This window comes from Cupriavidus sp. GW822-FHT03E04 (assembly GCF_058801495.1).
In genome coordinates, this window is sequence record NZ_JBXANI010000002.1 from 156034 (window position 1) to 172081 (window position 16048).

At 58.0% G+C, this 16048-nt stretch carries 16 protein-coding genes; 13 read left to right on the forward strand and 3 right to left on the reverse strand.

Annotated elements, in window-relative coordinates; all coding sequences use genetic code 11:
* Window positions 1-414: 414 nt before the first annotated feature.
* Window positions 415-1533: an HNH endonuclease gene (locus AC1RQC_RS02790; RefSeq protein ID WP_492882392.1), complete on the reverse strand. Its 1119-nt coding sequence runs from the start codon at window positions 1531-1533 to the stop codon at window positions 415-417.
* 316 nt (window positions 1534-1849) lie between these two features.
* Here AC1RQC_RS02790 and AC1RQC_RS02795 point away from each other — a divergent pair, with 316 nt between their 5' ends.
* From AC1RQC_RS02795 to AC1RQC_RS02855, 13 genes are all read left to right on the forward strand, one after another.
* On the forward strand, window positions 1850-3658 hold the full coding sequence (locus AC1RQC_RS02795) for a TIGR04141 family sporadically distributed protein (RefSeq protein WP_492882393.1): 1809 nt from the start codon (window positions 1850-1852) through the stop codon (window positions 3656-3658).
* A 370-nt stretch (window positions 3659-4028) separates the two neighbouring features.
* Window positions 4029-4328: a hypothetical protein gene (locus AC1RQC_RS02800; RefSeq protein WP_492882394.1), complete on the forward strand. Its 300-nt coding sequence runs from the start codon at window positions 4029-4031 to the stop codon at window positions 4326-4328.
* A 318-nt stretch (window positions 4329-4646) separates the two neighbouring features.
* Window positions 4647-4940 (forward strand): DUF1484 family protein, encoded by a 294-nt coding sequence (locus AC1RQC_RS02805; RefSeq protein WP_492882395.1) that lies wholly within the window; start codon window positions 4647-4649, stop codon window positions 4938-4940.
* Between the two features lie 188 nt (window positions 4941-5128).
* Complete coding sequence (locus AC1RQC_RS02810) at window positions 5129-5470, forward strand: DUF1484 family protein (RefSeq protein WP_492882396.1); 342 nt, start codon at window positions 5129-5131, stop codon at window positions 5468-5470.
* 317 nt (window positions 5471-5787) lie between these two features.
* Window positions 5788-6069 carry a DUF1484 family protein gene (locus tag AC1RQC_RS02815; protein WP_253929425.1) on the forward strand — a complete coding sequence of 94 codons (282 nt, stop codon included), beginning with the start codon at window positions 5788-5790 and terminating at the stop codon, window positions 6067-6069.
* Window positions 6070-6413: 344 nt separating this feature from the next.
* Complete coding sequence (locus AC1RQC_RS02820) at window positions 6414-6710, forward strand: PAAR domain-containing protein (RefSeq protein ID WP_492882397.1); 297 nt, start codon at window positions 6414-6416, stop codon at window positions 6708-6710.
* Between the two features lie 366 nt (window positions 6711-7076).
* Window positions 7077-8732: a type I secretion system permease/ATPase gene (locus AC1RQC_RS02825; RefSeq protein ID WP_492882398.1), complete on the forward strand. Its 1656-nt coding sequence runs from the start codon at window positions 7077-7079 to the stop codon at window positions 8730-8732.
* A complete protein-coding gene (locus AC1RQC_RS02830) occupies window positions 8733-10088 on the forward strand; it encodes an HlyD family type I secretion periplasmic adaptor subunit (protein WP_492882399.1) in 1356 nt (451 codons plus the stop codon). It begins immediately after the preceding gene.
* Window positions 10089-10090: 2 nt separating this feature from the next.
* A complete protein-coding gene (locus tag AC1RQC_RS02835; protein WP_492882400.1) occupies window positions 10091-10864 on the forward strand; it encodes a hypothetical protein in 774 nt (257 codons plus the stop codon).
* 23 nt (window positions 10865-10887) lie between these two features.
* Window positions 10888-12918, forward strand: coding sequence for a hypothetical protein (locus AC1RQC_RS02840; protein ID WP_492882401.1), 2031 nt, complete (start codon window positions 10888-10890; stop codon window positions 12916-12918).
* 189 nt (window positions 12919-13107) lie between these two features.
* Window positions 13108-13548 (forward strand): hypothetical protein, encoded by a 441-nt coding sequence (locus tag AC1RQC_RS02845; RefSeq protein ID WP_492882402.1) that lies wholly within the window; start codon window positions 13108-13110, stop codon window positions 13546-13548.
* Between the two features lie 11 nt (window positions 13549-13559).
* Window positions 13560-13727: a ribbon-helix-helix domain-containing protein gene (locus AC1RQC_RS02850; RefSeq protein ID WP_492882403.1), complete on the forward strand. Its 168-nt coding sequence runs from the start codon at window positions 13560-13562 to the stop codon at window positions 13725-13727.
* 633 nt (window positions 13728-14360) lie between these two features.
* Entirely contained in the window at window positions 14361-14726 is a 366-nt protein-coding gene (locus AC1RQC_RS02855) for an ArsR/SmtB family transcription factor (protein ID WP_441630194.1), read from the forward strand.
* Window positions 14727-14806: 80 nt separating this feature from the next.
* Here the strand turns inward: AC1RQC_RS02855 and AC1RQC_RS02860 are convergent, their stop codons facing one another.
* The gene (locus AC1RQC_RS02860) at window positions 14807-15532 is read right to left on the reverse strand and encodes an aquaporin (protein ID WP_492882404.1); all 726 of its coding nucleotides are present in this window, start codon (window positions 15530-15532) and stop codon (window positions 14807-14809) included.
* Window positions 15533-15537: 5 nt separating this feature from the next.
* Window positions 15538-16032 carry an arsenate reductase ArsC gene (locus AC1RQC_RS02865; protein WP_492882405.1) on the reverse strand — a complete coding sequence of 165 codons (495 nt, stop codon included), beginning with the start codon at window positions 16030-16032 and terminating at the stop codon, window positions 15538-15540.
* Between the last annotated feature and the right edge of the window lie 16 nt (window positions 16033-16048).

Here is a 16048-nt window from a genome sequence, read left to right on the forward strand (position 1 = left end):
CTTCTTCGAGCCCTCCTATTGGGTGCGATCAGTGTCCGTAGGAAATCGGGCCAGCCAGAGATCCCAATGTAACGGGCTCTATGGTTGACCCGTGATTAGACTATCGCAGGGCTTTATGGGGAGCCGTGTAGCTTGTTGGCTCGAAGGCTAGTTAGTAGCCAAATCAGGCCGGATAATAGACAGCTTCGGAGACGTGGCGTGCTCAACTTCCCGAGAGCGCAAAAACGTATCACTAATCTCTTCCGAAAATTCCTTTTCTACCCTGCTGATAAGGAAACGAGACATTGGTCCGCCATTCGTTGCCATGCTTCAGTGAAGTGAAAAGCAGCCGGAATACGAGTGAAGCCTTCGGATCCGTCTCTTCATGGCGTTGCCGGCGGCGGCCACGGTGGATGATCGCTGCGGCTGTCGATCCTATAGCTCTGACTCTTTAACGGCAATGGCTTCTATTAGTTCCACATTCTTTTGATGCCCCCCAAGCCCGTGATGAATGTGCCGATGGCATGTCGGGCATATCGCCGCCACATGACGCGGATGGTCGAGACCACCGTCCGAAACGCGCGTCGTGTGATGTGGCTCCAAGTACGGGGACCCATCCTTCCTCTGAAACGCTGCCAACTGGTGGCACGACTCACACTTTCCCTCGGCACGCAGCAACACATAGTCTCTCACCTGCTTGCTGCGTTGATAGAGCCGCCTGAGCGCGGTCTTCCCGGTTTCCCCTTTTGAATCGCGAAACGCTTCCATAGCTCGTCGCCGTGCTTCTTCCAAATCGGAGGGCGCTGCCACAGTGGCTTCGTCTTCGAATGACGCACCGCTTTCGTCGTCCAGCAATGCAACAGGGACAAGTTGGAAGACGATCACATTGCGCTGGTTCCCATTCTTATCGGGGCCGAGGCGAATCAAGTATCCGGCATAGGCATGCTCGCCGAGGTATTCCTGACCCTTGCCTTTGCCGAGCGACTTGAACAAATGCAGTGCTCGCCCATTCTCCGCGTGATCGCGGATGGCTAGATTGCCACGGGTGAACGTCATATCGCCAACTTGGCCCTCACCGGTGTAGGAGAACACCCCAAGCTCATCTCGGCCGTCCACGTAGCCATACTGCTCTCCGCTATCGCCCGTGAAGATGAATATGGCCTGGGCTGTGCTCGACGGAGCTATGCCACTCTGCCAGCTGCCACCGAAGGGTAGATGTATGTCAGCTCGTCTATCGTAAATCTTCCCGAGCGAGAAGCTCGGTGGTTCGCTGTGCTCCGACGCTTGATGCTCGTTCGCGAGCCGTACAATCCTGAATCCCCGCTCCTCAAGATAGGAATTTGTAGGGCGGCCGCCGTAAAAGCCTCTGACCGAGAGGCCGGTGGCCATGGAAATAATCTGTTTTGGCGGATATAGCGCCCCACCCTCAGAGATCGCATAAAGCTGCGACCTCTTGCTATCCCATCCCTTCCAATCCTTGGTCGCTCGGAGTTTCCGATCGAACTCCTTCATCGCTAAGGCGATGGCCGACCTTTCAACCGTTGGAATGCTCAACCTCTTTCCCCTTTTCGCCCGATTATTTGGCACGCGTACGCATGCTCCTTTTCTTGCTCATTAGTATGTCGATAGGAATCGTCCTATGCAACATTCAGTCGGGGGATTAGTGATTGCTCTGCACGGCCCCCTCCTTGAGTGGGGAGCGATTGCAACAGACGACTCGGCGGAGTCGATACGCGATGGAAATGGCTGTGTAAAATCTGCGAATACCATCTCAACTGCTGCAAAGCGGAAAATCAAGCGCCCGCGTGAACGTGGCCTGGGTTGACCGTTAGCTGTGACGCCCGGTTGAACAAACGGAACGGAGGTATCTGTGGCAGGAGCACTTGGCAAAAAGAGAATCGCACTGAATGTGTATCTTCTCAAGGTAAACCCTGATCCCGCATCGAATGGTCTTTGGTCGCAGAAAGAGTTTTTAGCTCGGCCGATTGGGAGTTCGGGCAAGGCTGTACAGATAAATACCCAAGATCATCCGCTCGGACCAACGGGCGAGTTCGGTACGCTGTATATCAGAAAGCCCATCACAGAAACAGAACCTGAGTGGCTCGACTTCGTTCGAAAAGGGCTCGCAGACGCCTCCCCGCTCGCCAAATTGAAGAACCGGAGTGTCTCGGCGATCTTGCTGATCGAGCAGGATGGGCGACAGTTTGCTCTTGCGTTTGGACATGGGCGGTTTATGGTGGAACCGCGGCTAATCGAGGACCGCTTCGGCATTCGAGTGGTTTTGAACAGCATCTCGCCCGATAAGGTTGCCTCTATTGACCGTCAGACCTTCGACGCGTCGCCGAAGATCAGCAGGGTTCAGACGGTCAAAGCATCCTCAGTTTCTGACTTCATGATAAGTCCCGAGCAAGACGTTTTGCGAGGGCTCGTGGGTTTCACCAAACCGGAGTACAGGAAGACCCTGGGAGGCCTAATCGCTGGCATTGACTCACTCAAAGCCTCGGTGCCTATTGAGCTTTCTGATCTGTCAGCACTCCTCAGGGTTGCACTCGAACGTTCTGAGTCGAAGGACTATCTAGCGCGCGACGCGCAGGGCCACAATAGCCAATTTGCATGGGTCGAGAATCTATTGCCCGTAAAGGACAAGGCGCTCATCGACGAACTGGATCAAGAGGTCTGGAATCGGTTAAGTGCGCGAAATCTAGAGAATATGTGGCTCGCGGTACCTGACATTGTTGACTGGAGTCAGGTAACCGGCTTTCGGTATGCGTCGAATACAGACGAGGCGGACACCGAGGCGAATCTCGACCTAGCAAGATTTCTGGCGACGTTGCGCAAGGACGCCACACTTGAGACAGTCAAGAGGAGAGAGATCCTCATGCTCACGGCCAGTGGTTTGCCGGCGCAGCGGTTCAGCGCCTTCAAATGCATCTATGCAGAGATAAAGAAGAACCTGGATCTCTTCATCCTGCATGTCGGAACTTGGTTCAGGGTTGAGGGAACCTTCCAGAGTGCCGTCGAGAAATACTTCAACTCGTTGCCGCGCAAGACGTTTGCGCCTCCGTTTATGCAATACGAGCACGCTGGCGAGGGGCCCTACAATGAAGCAGTCTGTGCAGCAAGCCCTCGCACCTATGGAATGCTCGACCGTCGGCTCGTCCAGTTCGGGGGAACGTATGACAAGATTGAGGTATGTGACATCCTCAAAGTCCCACCGGCGGGAACCTCTAGAGGCATCGAATTCATCCATGTGAAGCGTGGGCGCAGCTCTGCCACTTTGAGCCACCTCTTCTCGCAGGGCCTCGTGGCGTCCACCCTCCTTGTCAGGGAAAGTAACTTCGTGGCCGAAGTCAACAAACAACTGGCGACTTTAGCGTTGCCGCAGTTGCCAAATCGGTTTTCGGCGCGCGGTAACGAGGTTGTCTACGCAATTATCGACGGTCCGGCTGGCACTCCGCTTGACATCCCGTTCTTTAGCAAGGTGACATTGCAGCACTGTGGTAAGTCGATTTCAGCTTTTGGGTATTCGGTCAGTCTGATGCATATCCCGGAGTCTGTTGTCCATCTTGCAGCGGTCGCGGCGAAGGTCGCAAAGAAAAGGGCTGCAAAGAAGGCGGCGGGGAAAACGGGAAAGCCGCGTTCAGCCGGACCGGCCACCCCGGGTACGATTTCACCGTAGGTCTATGCAGGACAGGCCTAACTTTCATTGATGGAGGCTTTTTCGCTATCCGGCTCTCTGAAGTTGAGGTCCGCTTTCGGCCATTCAGAGAGACGGCTTTGGGGCGATCAGCGCCATCTGGCCTTGACCGCAACTACTCCTCCCGACCGGCTTCTGGTCCCCAGCCAATGGCCTCTGGCCGCTAACCATGATCCAAGGCTTTGGGGTACCGGGGTCACTCTTACTACTTCTTCCTGACGATCCGCGCGGGCCTTCCCCGGAAATCTGAGATTGAAGCCCGACGAGGGTCCTTAGCGGCCCCCTATCCCTCTTCCGCTCTAACCCTCTCCAAATCCCGCGCAATCCGATCCCGAATTGGCGAAGTGTGACCATGCTCCTCATCCGTCTTCCCAGTGACGAGCCAGTACCCATACTGCGGCCAAACCTTCCCGATGGCCTCGACCATCTCCTGAACGACACGCTGATCCTGGTGGTAGGTATTCTTCCAGCTGGCGGCCTTGATGCCAGTCAGGTCTTCCATGTGCTTGAACCGACGATGGCTATCCGTCACAAAATCTATCAACTCGACAACGCGATGGCGCATATCTATTGGCATAAATTATTCTCATCGTCTACATTCATGTTCGTGAGGGGTTCCGTAGGCAGCGCCCGTAGGCCGCACCGAGCTTGAACTCATCCGTACAAGCCCTTGGCAGCGATTGCAGTTGCCGAGGACCGGGCTGTTACTCAAGTACCTGGCTACCGCGAGCGGGACTCGCGTAACCAAACTGACGGCTCGACAAAAAATTTGTCGAGGTGAGGGCCTTTTGCGTTCTCAAAAAGCAACCAAGCCCGCCGGCGCGAGCGTGCGCGGGCGGGTGTCAGAGGCATGGCCAGTCGCATTATCGCCCATGCGGTGATCCTATTCGCTTGGCGCACGCTCGTCGGCACCTGATGACGCACTGCATTTCCGGACTACTCGACTACCCCAATGGAACAGGAGAAGCCTTTGACCGCCCGCAAACGCCACCCACGCACCGCTGCCGAAGCAAGAGAAGCAGCCACCGAAGCCAAGCTGATCGCTGAGCCCCTCGCCCGAGCAGGCGAAACCACCCCAACCCACGAAACCATCCACCAAACCTGCCACGACCTCCTGCGCGTCAGCGCAGGCCTGGAATCCCTTCTGCTCCTGCTGGAGCTACAGGCCGACGAGCAAGCCGCCAACAACGGCCTGCATGCCCTGCTGGCGCCGCTAAAGCAGCAGCTAGACCAGGCAGTGAACCGCGTGCAAGCGCTGTACTGAGCCACACCCGTTCCCCACACCTGCACCGCAGCCCGCAAGGCCGCAGGCGGTGGGGTGTCACACGCCTATCGAGGCAACCACCCGCCGCCGCCGCGTGCCGGGACGATGGTCGCCAACGCCGCCCATCGCCATACCGATGTCCGCGATTGCACCCTGACCGCACCCCGATCACAAAACAGGAGGTACCCATGACCGCCCGCCAACGTCGCCCGCGCACCGCTGCCGAAGCACGGGAAGCTGCCGTGGATGCCAGGCTGATCGCCGAGCCCTTGCTGCCCGACCACGAAGCGGATCCGAGCCACGAGGCTACCCACCAAGGCTGCCACGAACTGCTGCGCATCAGCGCGCATCTGGAATCCGTCATCACGCTGCTGAACCTGCACGCGGGCGATAGCCGCCTGCATGCCTTGCTGATGCCACTGAAGCAGCAGCTGGACCAGGCAGTGAACCGGTGCAGGCGCTGTACCCGGGCCTGCGGGGTTCGTTCGCGATCCGCGCCTGCGTTGCGGCCCGCTTCTACCCCGACGTAGGCAGGGTCTTCGGCCACACGGCGTAGCCACGTAAATCATGCCGTTGGCCCACTTGGCCAACATCACGACCATCGAATCAAAATCGGGATCCCTGTAGCAGTCCCTCACAAGAGGGGACCTGCAGGACATGACCGGGGTAACCGCAGTACCCAGCCCCCGCCAGTACCTTGGCGGGGAACTGGGTTGTTGAGCATCTGGGGCGCGAGGCAATCGCTGCCCCCTCGCCCGGCCGGCCTAACCCAGCAAGCCGGCATGGGCGCGACGACCAATCAACACACCCTGTCATTCGCCAAAGAGGTGATCCCATGGCCGCACGCATGAAAACACTCGCTCCCACCGCCGATGCATCCACGCTCAGCATGATTGCCCAAGCGCTCTTGCCGGAGGAAACGACACCCCCGCCGGATGACCCCAGGCGCGAAGCCATCATGCAGAGCTTCGACGAACTCCTGCGCGTCAGCGCAGGCCTGGGCGCCATCCTGACGCTGCTCGATCTGCAAGCCGACGCGGCAATCGATTGCATTGGCCTGCATAGCCTGCTGGCGCCGTTGCGGCAGCAGCTTGACGCCAGCGTGAATCGTATCGATGCGTTGTTCTGAGAGCCGATGGCTGGGCGGCATCCGCTCAGCCGTCAACGTCGCGTACTGTTCATGGCGGAACAATCGTGCGTGCTGACCTCAGCCTGAGCCGGTGCACAAAGGGACAGGCCCGCAGAGGATGCGGGGAGGATCGGGCAGCCGGCAAGCCGAGCCAACACCACCGCCGCTTTGCGCGGCGTCCGGATGAGAACCCGCCTCCCAACTTCATGTCGCATTCCCGCTCACTCAGGGAATTTTCTTCACGTTCTTGCAGAAATTTCCCAATGCCGATCAGGCGATCCGCGGGCATATTGGCGAGGTGTCCGACCACTTAGCGTGTCGGCGACCTGACAACGGAGGATGGCATGGACGATATGCGGGAGGCCCTGAAACATGGCGACAAGACCGGCACAGGCGGGGTGCTGATTTCCACGGGGATCGGTTTTACGCATCGCGATGTCGCCGTTGCGGCGGAGGGCGACCACGCTACCTGGCCAGATTGCAAGGTGGGTGACCCGGCGATGAACGACGGCAATCCGGACTTTGCGCTCATGGATGAACGACCGAGATGGGTTGATCAGAGCCATCTGGCTTTGACCTCGACTACCCTAGCGGCCCGGTTTTCTGGTCCGCAGCCAATGGCCTGTCGGCGCCAACCATGATCCAAGGCCTATGGGGTACCGGGGTCACCCATTGCGGCGTCCATTACGCACATCAGCGGGAACCTCATCACAAGGAGGCAACGGCATGCCCGAACACGAAATCGCCCGTCCCATGCCCGGCACGTTCCACTGCCGTCCGAGTCCGTCCGATGCGCCGTTTGCCGGGGTGAGCGCCAGCGTGCAGTCCGACACTGTGGTGACGACTTGGTGGAGGACCGCGGCGCCGTTGATGGGGGGCAGTCACCGTTAAAAATCGTACTCAGAGCGACCCTGCTGCTCATGTGCGGCATTCCTCTGGTAACTCAGGGCAGGTGAATGCTGAGACTCTTCCGACGACATCTCCGCTACGTTGTTTTGTATAGCGCCGTGAGCAACCTGCTACAGCTTGCGCCGTCGCTATATATGCTGCAGGTCTACGACCGGGTGCTCGCTAGCCGGAGCCTAGAGACACTGGGCATGCTCGCCGCAGTGACAACGATCGCCCTGGTGATGAGCATGGAGCTCGAGCGTACTCGCGGACACCTGCTGACAAAATCCAGTGAACAGTTCGACAGAGAGGCCTCGCCGCCGTTGCTAAGAGCGCTGGTTGAAGCCTCTGCGAGCGGGCCGGCCCCAGAGCTCCAGCAAGCAACCCGGGATGCTGAAACCATCCGTCAATTTGTAGCTGGACACGCGCTTGTTGTTGCTGTCGATGCACCGTGGGCTTTGGTCTATTTGATCGTCATCTTTCTCTTTCATCCTCTGCTCGGTGGCCTCACCGTTCTAGGGGGTGTCGTCCTGCTTGCGCTGGCATGGATCAATCACATGCGAAGCAAAGCGCCGCAGGAAAGTCATGCCGTCGCAAATCAAAAGGCAAACGATGACATGCGACAGATGATGCGCAACGCGGAATCGATAGTAGCGCTCGGCAGCTTGAATTCGATGATGGGCCGCTATCAGGCGACTCGTTCACTTGCCACACATAGTGCGTCGGAAATTGCCACGATCAATTCCGATTTCAAGACGTTGACTAAGGCATTCCGACAGTTCCTCCAGATTGTCATGCTTGGAACGGGTGCTTGGCTTGTCATCGAGCATATGGCGACGCCGGGCGTGATGCTTGCGACCACCATTCTGCTCAGCAAGGCTCTGCAACCCATTGAACAGATAGTCGGATCATGGAAAGCGTTCATGGACGTTGCGCACGCATACCCCACATTGCAAAGCGCCTTGCGCAAACTTAGGGACATACAATGCGTGCAGACTATAGAGCTTCCTGCGCCAGTTGGCCGCCTACAGGTTGAAGACATCTCATGGTCCCCCCCGGGGGTGGAGTGGCCAGTGCTCCAACAAGTGAGCTTTGCAATTGGGCCGGGCGATTTCCTGGTTGTCACAGGCGCGAGCGGATCCGGGAAGTCATCACTCGCTCGCTTGCTGACGGGGTTGAACGCGCCGAAGAATGGTGTCGTTCGACTCGACGGCGCCGATATATCGCGGTGGCCCAGCCATTCTCTTGGCGCGTATCTAGGATATCTCCCGCAACATGTCGAGCTTCTCAGCGGCACCGTCGCCGAGAACATCGCCAGGATGGGGAATGGCCATGGCGGGGAGATCGATTCCGAGCTTGTTGTAGAGGCGGCCAAGCTTGCCGGCGCTCACGACCTGATCCTTAGACTTCCTGGCGGCTATCAGACCAGGCTCGCTGAAAACCAATATCAACTATCGGGAGGCCAACGGCAACGAATTGCTCTGGCGCGCGCCGTATATGGGCAGCCTTGCCTAATCATTCTCGACGAACCAAATTCCAGCCTGGATCAACTCGGCGAAGCGGCATTGCGTGCAACAGTGCAAACGCTAACGCAACGTGGAAGCACTGTCGTCGCCATCACCCACCGGCCTGACCTGCTCAGTATTGCTACCAAGGCTCTGAAATTGGACGGTGGTCGGGTCGTCTACTTCGGAGAGCCAGAGCACGTGCGCGAAATCGCGGCGGAGCGGCACGCCCCGAAAGGCGTCTATCCGTCAATGAATCGAGTCGCGTAAATGAAAGACGCCACCTCATTGCCTACCGTGCGCAGCTTTCCAGCATCCCCCGGTGCCGCGCTTTCGTTACCTCATGGCATCGCGCGTAGGGGGAGCCTGGTTATGACCGCGGGCACGCTTGCGTTGATCCTCTGGGGTAGCCTCGCGCCGCTCGGCGGAGCCGTTGTTGTTGAAGGCGTGGTAAAGCCGGAAGGAGAGCGGAAGGTAGTGCAGCACCGCGAGGGCGGGATTGTCAGCAAGATCCTCGTTCACGAGGGCGAGCTCGTGGAAGCTGGGCAGGTTCTGGTCCTCCTCGACGACATCCGCGGTGGCGCAGACCTTGACGCCAAACAGGTCGGCTTGCTCACGCTCACCTTAAAGACGGCTAGGCTGACGGCAGAACATAACCTTCGGGCCGCCATTGACTGGCCTGCCATCGACTTGCCATCGGCCATGGAAGCCGGGAAGCAGGAGCTGATGGCCAAGGAGAAGGCTGCTTTCGACACCAGACGCAATGATCTGCAAGCACAGCTTGCGCTATTGCAGCAGCAAATCCGGCACGTCTCCGAGGAACTGAAGATCGCAACAGTGAGCGCGGAAGTCTCCCACTCCAGTTGGCAAAGCGCCAAGCAAGAGGTTGATCTCAATGAGCGCTTGAGGGCCCAAGGTTTCATTTCCACAGCCAGGTTACTGCAGCTCAATCGCGATCAGATGGACTATCAGAGCAAGTACCAGTCGCAGCTAGCCGAGATCAATCGCGCGCGCCAGCGCAGGATTGACCTGGAACTTCGCCAGCGTACCGTCAAAAGCGACTACATGAAGCAGGCGGCGGACGAGCTAAAGGAGGCGACGCGGCAACTCCTTACCTTAAGGGAGGAGATCAAGCCACTCGCGGACACCGTGTCAAGGTTGCAAATTCGCGCGCCATCGCAAGGGGTTGTGATGGATCTGAAGGTTCATGCGGCCGGTGGCGTGATCGCGGCGGGAGAACCCGTCATGGACATCATGCCGGCGAACGCCCCACTAGTTGTCGAAGCCAGGGTGAGGCCCGAGAACATCGCGCACGTGCGTGTCGGCAGCCTCGCCGATGTTCGCTTGACGGCGTACAAGCAGCGGATGACTCCGACCGTGGATGGAAGGGTCTACTACGTCGGCGCAGATCGGCTGGAGGATCCTTCCACGCGGCTCCCCTATTATCCCGTCCGCATTTCGCTCCAACATGACTCCATTGCGAAGGCCTCCGCGCTTGCGGGCAAGAGTCTTGAGGTAGCTGCGGGAATGCCTTCGGAGATTTTCATTCGCACCGAAAGGAGGACTGCCATCGATTATTTGATAGAGCCTATCTACAGCGGAATACTGAGATCGATGAGGGAGTAAAAATGAATCGGAAATCAATTTTATTTGCGATTCTCGGCCTGAGCATTGTGGCAGCAATTGCCGGGTGTGGGAGGAGCCCGTCAGGTGCGCCAACCCCGCCTCGCGAGATCGGGCGCTCATTCCCGGACGACGTTGTGGGCGCCTTGAATGGCGTGAATGTTCGTATTCCGGGTGAATACGTTTTCTTTCCGCCGCAATACAAAGGGGATGATCCATGGACTCCCGTCAAGAGCAAGCCAGCTCGGACACAGGATTCTCCGCTTGAGAGCTTCTCCATTCTCGTCCTGCCACCGGAAATGCGGCCCCGTCGAGTTGACGAGGCCCAGCAGGTCGCCAAGGCGCTTAGCGGCCCCCCTTCGGAAAATCCATGGATTGGCGTTGGAGTATCCGTTCAATTGATAAACGCCCCCCCCGAGCAATGGATGAAGGGGCTAATCGGCCGAATAGCCAAAGCCGGGGTAAACCAATGGACATATGCTGATAGCGGTCAGCGTATCTACGGTCTGAAGCAGCTACTTTTAGTTGGTCCAGATTATTCGAGGAGCGACTTCAGTAATGTTTCCCTCATCTTCGATGATGAAGCATGGCAGACGGTTATCAGGTGTGGTGAGGGCGCGAGCCCTGTTCCTACGGGAAAAAAACAATGTAGGCAAAAGTTCATTCTTCCCGAGATCAACGCAATGGTTTCATTTTCCTATTTGAAAAGTGAGTTGAAGGACTGGCGGAGGATGCAGGAAACGTTGAGAGAAGTCATTGTTAGCTTTGTGATGAGATAATTCTTATATCTGGAGGTAATAATATGAAATTGAAAATTGATAAAAAGGATTTTCGGTCAATCGAGAAGTTGGTGATCGACGGGAAATTTCGTGAGTTCTATGGCTATCTGGAGAGTCAAGGGTTCAAATATGCCGGCCTCGCAGCCGGCGTACTGTCCGCGAGCAATTCCAGCGGGATTGTTGCCATTGCATTCTTGGAGCAAACCGCAGCGAAATCTGGCCGGACACTCACGGAAGCAGATGTTTCCTCAATTAAAGAGGATATGGCTAAAGGCTATCTCGCCATCTTGAAGGAGCAAATTGAGGAAAACGGAGAGATAACTCGCGACATCACCGCTGAAGAAGCGTGGGGTCTTCATAACGCGGTGTTCATTGATCATCAATTGCCTCACGATGCGTGGACATTGAACACTCCTTTTGCTCTATTCGGCGACAACGCGGAAGGTCGTGAGGCTTTCTGGCAGGGGTTGCTCAATGGTCAGACGAACCCCTTCTATGAGTTCTATGTGGGCAACTCCAGCTACGCGGCTGTTTGGGGGATCAGCCAGTTCAGCGCGGATGCCCAAATCCGCGCGCAGGCTGACGCCTGGCTGGAGCGAGTGAACTCCGTTTCCGCATTCTCTAAACAAAGCGAGATCCTGCTGAACTCCGTTCGTAGCCATATCTACGACTATGTCAAGGAACTCAATGTCCCCACCGTAGCTGCCGGTGCGCTACATACCGTTGATATTGCGATATCCAGTGGCGCGGAGAAATTCTTCAGCACCGTGGCTGACGCAGCGAAGTACTTTGTCAGTCTTGTTTATCCTACTGGCGGTGCCCCAGCATCCCTCGAAAATGCCTGGTCCATGTATCTCTCGAATTATAGCGGCCGGGTGGACGTCGCACAGATCAATCAAGATGGTACTGTCGCCGTCAATTTCGGCGGTGCGATGTTCGCGGTGAATAAAGACGGTACGGGGACTCGACTAGCCGTGGACTCTACGGGGAGCGAGTACACCAAGACGACGTTCAACGGCCCGGCGCCGAAGATTGAGGTTACTAAAATTGCGGACGACGGATCGATGGTGACCAGAATTTCGGGACAATACATGATGTCTCGTGAGGATCATATTTCCAAAAACGGCCTGCTAGTTTCCAGTAAATGCTTCAATGAAGACGGCACCGCCTACGATACGACAACGTTCGCGTACTCGGAGGATGGGCTCTCCACAGTGTTAAGGGAGAGTGGATATGGTAGGGATCTCGTCCTTCGTAGCGCTGATGGGAAGACCTTGGAGACAACACAGCACAACAAAGCTGGAAAGTTAGTTTCACATAGTAAATATACTTATCTTCCTGACGGCGAATACACGGTGAAGACAGAAACCACCGGACATGGGATTAATTTCAACATTCCAAGTGGAGATCCCAGAAAATTTCTTTCCAAGTACGACGCACGGGGAGAAACAATTTTGCAGGAATCCTACACCCTGGATGGACATCTTTTCAAGGCATCCACATTCGACGTGGCTCACCGCCATCCATTAAAGGATACTTACTATGACAAGTCCGGCGCGGTGGTGATGACGACAGTTTATTCGATGGTTGAATGGAGTCGGGTGGCCGATCGGTACGATGGTGAAGGAACAAAATTTGCCCACTACACCGAAAGCAATTTCGAGGGGTGGAAGTTCTTGGACTCGAACGGCAATGTAGTTTCTAATATATCGCAATCCGCTGCAAATGGGGCTGCTCGTGATTTCGATCCCCATACGGGGGGATCACTTTCTACGCACAGTGAAAAATCGATACTTAATCCATCGAGGATGCCGGATATTGAATCGGTGATTAGGGACAGCATGGCCATGGCGGATAAGCTTTTGAAAGAGGCTCATGACAAGTTCGCTGGCTATATGAAACAACCCGGATTTGACCTGAGCAAGTTGCCGCCCGATTTCGTCCATAACGCACCCGGAAAGGTTGATTTTGTTGACAATGATCTTCCGGCAGGTCATGTCGTTGTGTATCCGATTGAGGACCTTCGTCCTGTGTATGAGGAAGCGCATCTATAAGAATGGGCGGTTTCAAGTCCCAAGTGCAACACCCGCGTCAGTGAATTGAAGTTGGGGGGGGGGGCGCGGGGTGCCGATTTCCAATGCAATGGCGGCAGAGGATTTCTTCTATCTGCTATATACCTGCCGAGCGAGAGGCTGCGGCAAAGAACCCGCAGTGCATTCAGAATGCCGACAACGTGGCCACCTATGTCACTGTCCAAGTACTTCCGTACGGTTGCTGCAGCAGCAGCGATCTTGGCGCAGCCCGCCCTGGCTTGCAGCTTCGACATTTCCTTCAACAGCAATTTCGAGCCCGGCTCGGATTGCTTGCCGGCTTCGGAAGTTCGCAGATTGGCGGAGTGGATGATCGACGATCCGGCAGCCTTTGAGAACAAGAAGGAGTTTTACATTCTCGTCTACGAGGCCCCCACCAATGGAGTCAGTCATGCTCTCGCGCGCAAGCGCGTATCGCACCTGGAGCATTGGCTGACGACTTTTGGTGTGCCGGTGAGCATGATTTCCATGGAAATCCCTCGCTACAAACCTGGCAAGTCGGCGGAGCCGCCGAATTTTGCGCATATCAATTTCATGCCGGGGTGTCCGCACCCTTGTTGCCCGGGTCCGGAACCAACCTCGCAGATTCGCTAGGCGTGCGCTGGATGACTTCTCCCCGCCCGGCAGCCTGTTTGTCAAACGGCATCGAACTGGAGGCGCTGCGCGCCGCAATTGCGGCGGGCATGGCAAGTGGCACCCCTAAGCCTGCTGAAGATGTGCTTGCGAGGCTGGAGAGCAAGTACCGCGCTGCGGACAAGTGCAAGCACCGCTGACGCGGCACACGATCGCGCCACTCGCCGGGCAGGATCTGGCGTCCACACTCTTCATCTGCCCCCCTTCCTGCACCTCTCGATGTGAATCTTCCTCAGTTTCGCCGGCGATATCTGCGGCATGTCGTACGCAATGTTGGTCGCCTCGGTGGCGGTGGAGAGAAAGAGCGGGTCGTCCCCGCCAACCTGACTCAGCTTTGTGAGTACATCTTGCCTGGGCACCCCTGTATCGCGCTGTTGCGCGGCCATGAAAAGGAGGTCGGCTACGCACTGGCAGACCGACATCCTTTGCGCCTTGCTGACGTCGCTTTGCCGCGCTGGCGTTTGCGCACAGGCTGCGGCAGCGGCAAACAGGGCCGCGACGGACAGGGCAACGGCCGCCATCCTTGCGGCTAGCACAGCTTGGTGATGCATATTGTTTTGCCCCCTCTTCTGTTGAGGTGGTCGGGTCCTGCCACGCTGGCTCTGCGCTTGTGAAGATTATTCTCTTGTGTGGGAGGTGATCTGTGTGGCACCGAACCTTCGGCGCAGCTTTCCACGCGCAAGTCCCGCGCAGGAATGGGCTTCCCGAATGCGGCCCGCTGGCCTTCGTTCTGGCGGAGAATACGCGGTAGCACCACTACCGCGAGCCTTCTGATGGACAGCGAAACCGCCGTAAAAGCCCTGGCCGCGCTGGCGCAGCAATCTCGCCTGGCGATCTTCCGCCTGCTGGTCCAGGCCGGCCCGGCCGGCATGCATGCCGGGCGGATTGGCGAGGCGTTGGGCCTGCCGCCGGCAACCTTGTCTTTTCATCTCAAGGAGCTGGCCAATGCCGGGCTGGTCGCGAGCCGGCAGGAGGGCCGGAACGTCATCTACCAGGCGCGCTACGAGCGGATGAACGAGCTGCTTGGATTCCTGATGGCGCACTGCTGTGAAGGGGATCCGAAGGGCTGCGATGTCCCTTCCTTTGCGTGCAAGCCCAAGCGTGCGGCACGGACAAAGGCGCCGGCCGGGTCGGAGTGAGTTGCGCGGCGAACCGTGCGGACTGTCGAGCCCGCCACGATGGATCTGGCCGGGCAGGTGTCACGTATCGACGCCTGTCCTCAGATGGGCTCACCCGTTCCGCGCTCGTCTTCCTGTTGGCCTGAGGCCTCGATCACGTTTGGGTGGCCCTGTTCCTGCACGCGCGGCAGCAATGCGGTATGCAGCAGCAGGCCGATACAGGCGCCGAGCAGTTCGGCGAGCATGAAGCCGGGCACGCTCGCGGGCGCAATGCCGGCGAAGCTATTGCTGAACATCCGCCCGAAAACGGCGGCGGGGTTGGCGAAGGAGGTGGAGGCGGTAAACCAGTAGGCCGCGCCGATGTAGCTTGCCACCATGGCGGGGGCGCGTCCGTTGGGGGCGCGGAGGATGACCAGGATCAGGCCGGCCGTTGCCACGGTCTCTGCGATCCATTGGCCTGGCCCGCTGCGGATCTTGGCCGAGACCTGCAGGAGGCTCATATCGAACATGGCATGCGCCAGCCAGGCGCCTAGCACCGCGCCGGCCAGCTGGGCGACGATGTAAGGGGCCAGGGCGGACCGGGGCAGTTCGCCCTTCACGGCCATCACCAGGCTCACGGCGGGATTGAAATGCGCGCCGCTGATCGGGCCGAAGACCTCGATGAGCACGTACAGGCCGCCTACCGTAGCTAGCGTGTTGGCCAGCAGGGCGACGGCAACATTGCCGCCGGCCAGGCGCTCCGCCATGATGCCCGAGCCGATCACCACGGCAAGCAGCAACGCGGTACCGATCACTTCCCCTGCAACCTGGCGCGGCAGACCGATCATGGCAGTTAGCTCCGCGCGATCTTGGTCAGGGCTTGCTGCCGTTGCGCAGGATCCATGGTTTCAAGCGGCAGCATGAGCAGTTGCAGCATGCGGTAGCCGATGGCTTGACGCGTGAGCTCGAACGCAAGGCGTTTTGCGTCGTCGCCGCCCTGCGCGTGCGAGGGATCGGCATAGCCCCAGTGCACCTTGACCGGGCTGCCCGGCCAGTATGGGCAGGCCTCGGCCGCGGCGCTATCGCACACGGTGATCACGATGTCCATCTTGGGGGCATCGTCACCGACGAACTCGTCCCAGCTCTTGCTGCGAACGCCTTCCACGCTGACGCCGGCCTGGCTCAGCGCGTCGAGTGCAAACGGGTTGATGCGCCCGCTTGGCGCGCTGCCGGCGCTATAGGCCCGGACATCCTTGCCGAGCTGCCTTGCCAGATGGTTGAGCATGCCTTCGCTCAACACGCTGCGGGCCGAGTTGTGGGTACAAAGGATCAGGACGTTGGTTGTCATGGGAACCGCCTGGTTG

What these genes read in the sequence shown, in the direction of transcription:
- AC1RQC_RS02840 (WP_492882401.1), top strand. Translation starts at nt 10,888, where the DNA reads ATGAAATTGAAAATTGATAAAAAGGATTTTCGGTCAATCGAGAAGTTG.
- AC1RQC_RS02820 (WP_492882397.1), top strand. Translation starts at nt 6,414, where the DNA reads ATGGACGATATGCGGGAGGCCCTGAAACATGGCGACAAGACCGGCACA.
- AC1RQC_RS02835 (WP_492882400.1), top strand. Translation starts at nt 10,091, where the DNA reads ATGAATCGGAAATCAATTTTATTTGCGATTCTCGGCCTGAGCATTGTG.
- AC1RQC_RS02850 (WP_492882403.1), top strand. Translation starts at nt 13,560, where the DNA reads ATGACTTCTCCCCGCCCGGCAGCCTGTTTGTCAAACGGCATCGAACTG.
- AC1RQC_RS02855 (WP_441630194.1), top strand. Translation starts at nt 14,361, where the DNA reads ATGGACAGCGAAACCGCCGTAAAAGCCCTGGCCGCGCTGGCGCAGCAA.
- AC1RQC_RS02845 (WP_492882402.1), top strand. Translation starts at nt 13,108, where the DNA reads ATGTCACTGTCCAAGTACTTCCGTACGGTTGCTGCAGCAGCAGCGATC.
- AC1RQC_RS02800 (WP_492882394.1), top strand. Translation starts at nt 4,029, where the DNA reads ATGCTCCTCATCCGTCTTCCCAGTGACGAGCCAGTACCCATACTGCGG.
- AC1RQC_RS02815 (WP_253929425.1), top strand. Translation starts at nt 5,788, where the DNA reads ATGAAAACACTCGCTCCCACCGCCGATGCATCCACGCTCAGCATGATT.
- AC1RQC_RS02860 (WP_492882404.1), bottom strand. Translation starts at nt 15,532, where the DNA reads ATGATCGGTCTGCCGCGCCAGGTTGCAGGGGAAGTGATCGGTACCGCG.
- AC1RQC_RS02865 (WP_492882405.1), bottom strand. Translation starts at nt 16,032, where the DNA reads ATGACAACCAACGTCCTGATCCTTTGTACCCACAACTCGGCCCGCAGC.
- AC1RQC_RS02810 (WP_492882396.1), top strand. Translation starts at nt 5,129, where the DNA reads ATGACCGCCCGCCAACGTCGCCCGCGCACCGCTGCCGAAGCACGGGAA.
- AC1RQC_RS02830 (WP_492882399.1), top strand. Translation starts at nt 8,733, where the DNA reads ATGAAAGACGCCACCTCATTGCCTACCGTGCGCAGCTTTCCAGCATCC.